At 68.2% G+C, this 6615-nt stretch carries 7 protein-coding genes; 1 reads left to right on the top strand and 6 read right to left on the bottom strand.

Going from position 1 to position 6615, the window contains the following annotated elements:
• Positions 1–388: 388 nt before the first annotated feature.
• Positions 389–565 (bottom strand): CsbD family protein, encoded by a 177-nt coding sequence (locus ACFDTC_RS15800; protein WP_375259847.1) that lies wholly within the window; start codon positions 563–565, stop codon positions 389–391.
• Positions 566–686: 121 nt separating this feature from the next.
• Positions 687–2033, bottom strand: a complete 1347-nt coding sequence (locus ACFDTC_RS15795) for a phospholipase D-like domain-containing protein (protein ID WP_375259846.1) — start codon at positions 2031–2033, stop codon at positions 687–689.
• Between the two features lie 482 nt (positions 2034–2515).
• Between ACFDTC_RS15795 and ACFDTC_RS15790 the strand changes: the two genes are divergently transcribed.
• Positions 2516–2923 carry a four-helix bundle copper-binding protein gene (locus tag ACFDTC_RS15790; protein WP_375259845.1) on the top strand — a complete coding sequence of 136 codons (408 nt, stop codon included), beginning with the start codon at positions 2516–2518 and terminating at the stop codon, positions 2921–2923.
• A 64-nt stretch (positions 2924–2987) separates the two neighbouring features.
• On the opposite strand, the gene urtE is transcribed toward ACFDTC_RS15790, so the two are convergent.
• The 4 genes from urtE to urtB all read right to left on the bottom strand — a co-directional run.
• Positions 2988–3695, bottom strand: a complete 708-nt coding sequence (gene urtE, locus ACFDTC_RS15785; RefSeq protein WP_375259844.1) for an urea ABC transporter ATP-binding subunit UrtE — start codon at positions 3693–3695, stop codon at positions 2988–2990.
• Positions 3685–4422 (bottom strand): urea ABC transporter ATP-binding protein UrtD, encoded by a 738-nt coding sequence (gene urtD / locus ACFDTC_RS15780; protein ID WP_375259843.1) that lies wholly within the window; start codon positions 4420–4422, stop codon positions 3685–3687. The genes urtE and urtD overlap by 11 nt, the downstream gene beginning before the upstream one ends.
• Entirely contained in the window at positions 4419–5687 is a 1269-nt protein-coding gene (gene urtC / locus ACFDTC_RS15775; protein WP_375259842.1) for an urea ABC transporter permease subunit UrtC, read from the bottom strand. The genes urtD and urtC overlap by 4 nt, the downstream gene beginning before the upstream one ends.
• A gap of 1 nt (position 5688) precedes the next feature.
• Positions 5689–6615 (bottom strand): urea ABC transporter permease subunit UrtB (gene urtB / locus ACFDTC_RS15770; protein ID WP_375259841.1); only part of this gene is annotated, 927 nt, incomplete at its 5' end.

Genomic DNA, 6615 nt, shown 5'->3' with positions numbered 1-6615 from the left:
AAGATGACGCCGCTGGCGGCCAGAAACGCGCCGATCAGAACCGCCGTCGGTAGGTCGCCCCACATGTGTCGCTCCGTCCGTTAGTGGCGGAAACGAGAGGAGGCGCCGACTGCGCCAACACCTTGCCTGCCTGTTTCGCGAGGCGCGAACCGGTCGGGCAATTCAGGTGGCTCTTGTCTCCGAAGGGTCTTGGTGCCGCTACTAGCTGCGTCGCGTGCGATCGCCTCGCGCTGTCTCTAAGTCGCCGGATATCGTTCCGTCGGGATGGCCGTGGTGTGCCTCGGCGCTGGGCTTCATCCGTCCTGCGCGCTAAGGCGCGCGGGCCGCCCGGCTTGCGCCGGAAAGCCGCCGCCGGCGAACCGGTCATGGCGCGGGAGGCAGGCGCTTCCTATTTCTTGCCGCGAAAGGCGTCCTTGATCTTGCCCATGCCCTTCTGGAGCTTGCCCTCGGCCTGATCGGCTTGGCCGCTCTGCTCGACCTCGCGGTCGCCGGTGGCTTTCCCGACCGTCTCCTTGGCCGAGCCTTTGACGTCCTTGATCGTGCCTTTGTCTTGGTCTTCGCTCATGAGAGTCTCCTTTTCTCTCGGGTTCGGACCTCAACGTGCAGCGGGCGCGGGCCGTTCCGGTTTCTCGGCACATGAGTGCCAAGTCACTGACGCGCGGGGTGTAGGGACAGCCGCCGCGCCCTCAGCTTTCGCCGTCGCGCCGCGGCGAGGGGCGAAAGGTCCGGTCGGTGACGATCGCGGGCGTGGCCAGCTTTTCCTGCCGCGCGCGGCGCGCGATCTCGCGGCCCGCCCAGAAGCCCAGTGCCGTGACCCCGGCCGCCAGCAGGATCGTGCCCAGCCCGGCGACCTCGAGATGGTAGGGCTGGACCGCGCGCTTGGCCGCATGCTTGACGCGCTCGGACTTGGGAACGCTGTTCTGCGGCCAGTATCGCGGATCGAGAATGCGCGTGTCGGCCAGCATCTCCTCGAGCGGATCGAGCGGTTGCGGCTCGATCGGGCGCAGGGTGCGGCCGGCCACCATCCGCAGCACCTCGATCGCCGCGACGAGCGAGCCCATCTCGCGCCATTTCGCGCGCACGACGTCCGCGTCGCGGCCCAGGTGTTCTGCCAGCAGCGACAGCGTGAAGTTGCGGATCAGCGCGCGTTCGGAGGCGGACTGCGCCTCGATGGCGATGTCGCATTCGGTGTCGAACCCCATCGAGCGGTTGTCGATGTTGCTCGACCCGATCCGCAGAAGCCGGTCGTCGACGATGAAGACCTTGGCATGCACGTAGATCGGCGTGTTGTCCGCGTTGGTCGGGTGCACGATCGAGAAGCGCCCGCCGCCGCCGCGCACGTCAGCGTCCCGCAGGCGCTGGATCATGCGCGACCGGACCGAGTGCATCGCCTCGTCCTCGAGGAAGCTCTGGGCGGACTCGGGGTTGATGATGACGATCTCGGGGCCGCCCGGCTCGGCCAGCCGGTCCTCCATTGCCTCGCACAGGGACGAGGCGGCGAGGTACTGGCTTTCGATGTAGATCGTGCGCCGCGCGGCGCGGATGCCGGCGAGGTACAGCTCCTCGATCTCGTTCACCAGGTCGGTGTCCTTGTAGCGCGGCTCGGTCCTTGCGATGGCGATGTCGACGTTGCGGATGTCGGCCTCGAGCGCGGGCGGCCAGGACGCGCGGCCGCGGGCCTCGGGCACCGGCAGGTCGTCGCCGGTCGCCTTCTTCCAGCGCTGGCGCGACAGGTCGCCGAGCGCCTCGGCCACGGGGCCCTCGAGCGCGGTGGTCACGTCGTGCCACGGCTGGTGCAGCGCGCCGTCCGGGTCGACCCGGCGGCTGTCTTGGGGCGCATGGGCGCGGGTGTCCCAGCGGCCCGAGGTCACGTCGATCCCGCCGCAGAAGGCGACGCTGTCGTCGATCACCACGATTTTCTGGTGGTGGCACGCCCCCGCCGGGTGATGGCTGTCGAGCGCGAAGCGGATGCGGTCCGAGGCCAGCTTGAGGCTCAGCGTCTCCCAGGCCTGGGTGGCGATCTCCGCCAGCATCGCGGCATCCCATTTCAGGATGTTCAGCCGCAACTCGGGACGATGCTCGACCAATGCCTCGAGGAACTCTCCCAGCCGGTTCGGCCAGCCGTCGGGCGCGTTGCCGTCCGCGTCGCTCTGGCCCGGCACCATCTCGATGCGCAGGTCGAAATCCCAGCCGATCAGGTAGGCGGCCTCTTCGGCGCCGATCAGCGCCATGCGCAGGTGCACGAAGTAGTCGGCCGCATCGACGATCAGCGCGGCGCGGTCGGCGCGGGCGATGCGCCAGCACGTCTCGCCCGGGCGAAGCAGGATGTCGGTCTGGTCTACAAGCGTGGGCATGGCTCTTCCGTTGTCGCAAGGACTGTTCTTGTCGCCGGTTACCGGACCAACGAGGGCAGGCGCGCATCCGATCCACGATTTCGTGAACGAAGGCAGGCAGGCCGGTTGGCGGAACATCGACAGGGTGCCGCCGTTTACCGATCTCTGCAATCGAGAAGGAGATGACAGTGCAAGTCCGCGAGATGATCAGTACCCACCCCGACGTCGCCGGCAGCACGGCCGATGCGCTGCTGAAATGCATCGAGGAATGCTATGCCTGCGCCCAGACCTGCACCTCCTGCGCCGATGCGTGCCTGGCCGAGGACATGGTCGCCGAGATGCGCCAGTGCATCCGCCTGAACCTCGACTGCGCCGACATCTGCACGGCGGCGGGGTCGATGGCGTCGCGCCGCACCGGGTCGAACGAGGCCGTCTTGGCGGCCGTGCTGAAGGCCAGCGCCGAAGCCTGCACCCGCTGCGCCGAGGAATGCGAGCATCACGCCGACAAGCACGAGCATTGCCGCATCTGCGCCGAATCCTGCCGCAGCTGCGCCGCGTCCTGCAAGGACGCTCTGTCGCAGGTGCATTGATGCATGCTGGCGGTCGCGAGGCCGCCGGTCCCCTTGCGCGGCGGGCTCCGCGTCAAGGGGAACGCTAGACCGAGACTGCGTCGCGCAAAGCGTCGCGCGGGATCTCGGCTTTCGTGCCGCCCAGTTTTTTCGCCCCGCGTTCCAGCACCAGGAAACGATCGCCGAGGTCGTGGGCGAAGCTGAAATACTGCTCGACAAGCACGATCGCCATTTCTCCGGCCTCGCGGATCATGTGGATCGTCTCGCCGATCTGCTTGATGATGCTGGGCTGGATGCCCTCGGTGGGCTCGTCGAGAAGTAAAAGGCGCGGCCTTGTGACCAGCGCGCGAGCGATCGCCAGCTGCTGCTGCTGCCCGCCCGACAGGTCGCCGCCACGCCTGGTGCGGAAGTCCTTGAGGATCGGGAACATCTCGAAGATCTCGGCGGGCACGCGCCGCTCGGACCGGGGCAGGCAGGCAAAGCCGGTCTCGAGGTTCTCCTGCACCGTGAGCAGGGGAAAGATCTCGCGCCCTTGCGGCACGTAGGCGACGCCGCGCCGCGCCAGATCGTGCGCCGAGGCCCGGCCGATCGCCTCGCCCTCGATCCGCATGGTGCCGCCCGACCGCGGATGCGTGCCCGAGATCGCCTTGAGCAGGCTGGTCTTTCCCACGCCGTTCGTCCCCATGACGCAGGTGACCTCGCCCTTCCGCGCGGTCATGTCGACGCCGTTGAGAATCTGGCTGCCGCCGTAGTGAAGCGTCAGCCCCTCGATCTGGAGTGTGTCAGCGGCCAAGATACACCTCGATCACGCGTGGGTTGGACGTCACGTGGTCGATCGAGCCTTCGGCCAGCACGCTGCCCTCGTGCAGGACCGTCACGCGGCAGTTCAGGCGCCGGACGAATTCCATGTCGTGCTCGACCACCACGACCGCGCGGGTCTTCGCCGCCTCGACCAGAAGGTCGGTGGTGTGCTCGCGCTCGGCCGGGGTCATGCCGGCGGCGGGCTCGTCGACCAGCAGCAGGCGCGGCTCCTGCGCCAGCAGCATGCCGATCTCGAGCCATTGCTTCTGTCCGTGCGACAGCTCTCCGGCCTTGCGTCCCAGCGCGGCGGACAGGCCGATCTCGTCGGCCAGTGCCGCGACGCGGTCGCGGTCATCGGCGCTGGGTCGGAACACCAGCACGGCGAAGGGGCCGCGATCCTTCTTCAGCGCCATCATCAGGTTGTCGGCGACGCTCTGGTCCTCGAACACCGTCGGGCGCTGGAACTTGCGGCCGATGCCCGCGCGAGCGATCTGGCTCTCCGACATCGACAGCAGGGATTGGGATTTGTCACCCCACAGCACCGTGCCGGAATCGGGCCGGGTCTTGCCGGTGACGATGTCCATGAACGTGGTCTTGCCCGCGCCGTTGGGGCCGATGACGGCGCGCAGCTCGCGCTCGCCGATGGCAAAGGACAGATTGTCGATGGCCCGGAACCCCTCGAAGGACACCGACACGCCCGAGACTTCGAGGAGCGTCATCGCTCGGCCTCCTGTTCGCGCAAGGCGCCTTGGTCGGGGCCCAGATCGGCGCCGTGTCGGTCGGGCGCGGCGCGCTCGTGGATCAGGTCGATCAACCCGCCGATCCCGCGCGGCGCGAACAGCGTCACTAGCACGAAGGACAGGCCCAGGCCGACAGTCCACCAGTCGACCCACTGGATGCGCAGGGGGCCCAGCACCACGTCGGGCGCCTGGCCGCCGGTAAACCACGTCGACAGAAGCGACACGACCGCTGCGCCGATGACGGCGCCGTACAGCCGCCCGCGGCCGCCGATCGCCACCCAGACGGCAAGGTAGATCGACGCGATCGGCGCGATCTCGGCCGGGTTGATGATGCCCGCCTGCGGGTAGTAAAGCGCGCCGGCGATGCCCGCGATGGCGGCCGTCAGCGTGAAGACGAACAGCTTGTAGCCCTCGACCGGGTAGCCGAGGAATCGCACGCGCGCCTCGTCGTCGCGGATGGCGCGGATGACGCTGCCGAACTTGCCCGACACGATCCACGCGCACAGCACGTAGCCCAGCCCCAGCGCCGCGGCCGAGGCCCAGAAGAACCACAGCGACACGGTCGATTGCGGCACGTCCGACAGGCCGGGCACGTTCTGCAGGCCCGACAGCCCGTTGTTGCCGCGCAGCCCGCTGTCGTTCTGGAAGAGGTAGAGCGCCAGCGCCAGCGTCATCGCCTGCGTCAGGATTGACAGATAGACGCCGGTGACCCGGCTGCGGAACGCCAGCCAGCCGAAGACCAGCGCCAGCAGCCCCGGCACCAGCACCACCGCCAGAAGCTGCAGCGGCAGGGAATGGGCGAAGGCCCAGATCGGCGGAAACTCGGACGCGCCGACGACACCGAAGATCTGCGTGGCGATGCCGTCGCGGACCTCTTCGGGGGTGGGCGGCAGGGGCTGCTGGGCCAGGCTGTCGACGACGATCAGGCGCGTGCGCTCGTACATCAGCCACATGCCGATCGCGTAGCCGCCCAGGCCGAAGAACGCCATGTGCCCCAGCGAGAGGATGCCGCAATAGCCCCAGACCATGTCCATCGCCAACGCCACGAGGCACAGGCACAGGGTCTTGCCCAGCGTCTTGGTCAGCGATGTCGACAGCGCGCCGGTGCCCACCGCCTCGGACATCACGGTGACCATGATGGTCAGCAGCGCCAGCAGGGCGAGGAACACCAGCACGGACGGATGGCGCATCGCCAGCGGCCGGCGGCGGGGCGGGGCAACGGGGCTTTCGGTCAGCGATGTCATGTCACGCCTCCGCCGCGCGGCCCTTTTGCGGGATGATCCCGCGGGGCCGGAACTGGATGAAGAGGATGATGAACAGGATCATGTAGGTCTGCGCCGCCAGCGTGTTCGACGGGTTGGCCCACTCGATCCCCTTCTGGAGCGAACCGACGAGGCCCGCGCCCAGCAGCGTGCCCCAGATGTTTCCGACGCCGCCCACGACCACGGTCATGAAGGACTGCACGATGTAGTCGGCGCCCATCTCGGACGTGACCTTGGCGTAAAGCCCGATGGCGACCCCGGCGATGCCCGCGATGCCCGAGCCCAGCCCGAATGTCAGCATGTTGATGCGGTCGGGATTGATGCCCATCGACGCGGCCATGCGCGGGTTCTGCGTGACCGCGCGCACCTCGAGCCCCAGCCTCGTGCCGCGCATGACGAACAGGTAGAGGCCCAGGAACAGCAGCGCCAGGACGAAGATCGCGATGCGGATGTAGCTGATCGACACGATGTCGTTGAAGGCCAGCGACCCGTCCAGCCAGCCCGGCGAGGTCAGCGGGCGCGCCTGCGTGCCGAAGATGTTCTTGGCGATCTGCTGCAGCGCGATCGACACGCCGAAGGTCGCCAGCAGCGTCTCGAGCGGGCGGTGGTAGAGGTGGCGGATCACCAGCCGCTCGAGCGCCACGCCCGCGGCGAAGGTGATCAGGAACGCGGCCGGCAGCGCCACGATCAGCGACAGGGTGTAGCCCGGCACGAGCTGCTGCGCGACGTAGCCGGTATAGGCGCCCATCATGATGAACTCGCCATGCGCCATGTTGATGACGCGCATGACGCCGAAGGTGATCGCCAGCCCGATCGCCGCAAGGAAGTAGATCGACCCCAGCGAGATCGCGTCGAGCGCCAGGTCGGCGAGCTGGTTCAGCCAGATGCGGAACTCGATCCCGCGCAGCAC

Origin of the sequence: Citreimonas sp., from assembly GCF_042096055.1 — a bacterium.
Taxonomy (GTDB): Bacteria; Pseudomonadota; Alphaproteobacteria; order Rhodobacterales; family Rhodobacteraceae; genus Citreimonas.
This window is presented reverse-complemented; position numbering and strand designations above follow the sequence as displayed.

Coding starts and splice junctions, on each gene's coding strand:
- ACFDTC_RS15790 (WP_375259845.1), top strand. CDS start 2,516: ATGACAGTGCAAGTCCGCGAGATGATCAGTACCCACCCCGACGTCGCC.
- urtD (WP_375259843.1), bottom strand. CDS start 4,422: ATGACGCTCCTCGAAGTCTCGGGCGTGTCGGTGTCCTTCGAGGGGTTC.
- ACFDTC_RS15800 (WP_375259847.1), bottom strand. CDS start 565: ATGAGCGAAGACCAAGACAAAGGCACGATCAAGGACGTCAAAGGCTCG.
- urtC (WP_375259842.1), bottom strand. CDS start 5,687: ATGACATCGCTGACCGAAAGCCCCGTTGCCCCGCCCCGCCGCCGGCCG.
- ACFDTC_RS15795 (WP_375259846.1), bottom strand. CDS start 2,033: ATGCTGGCGGAGATCGCCACCCAGGCCTGGGAGACGCTGAGCCTCAAG.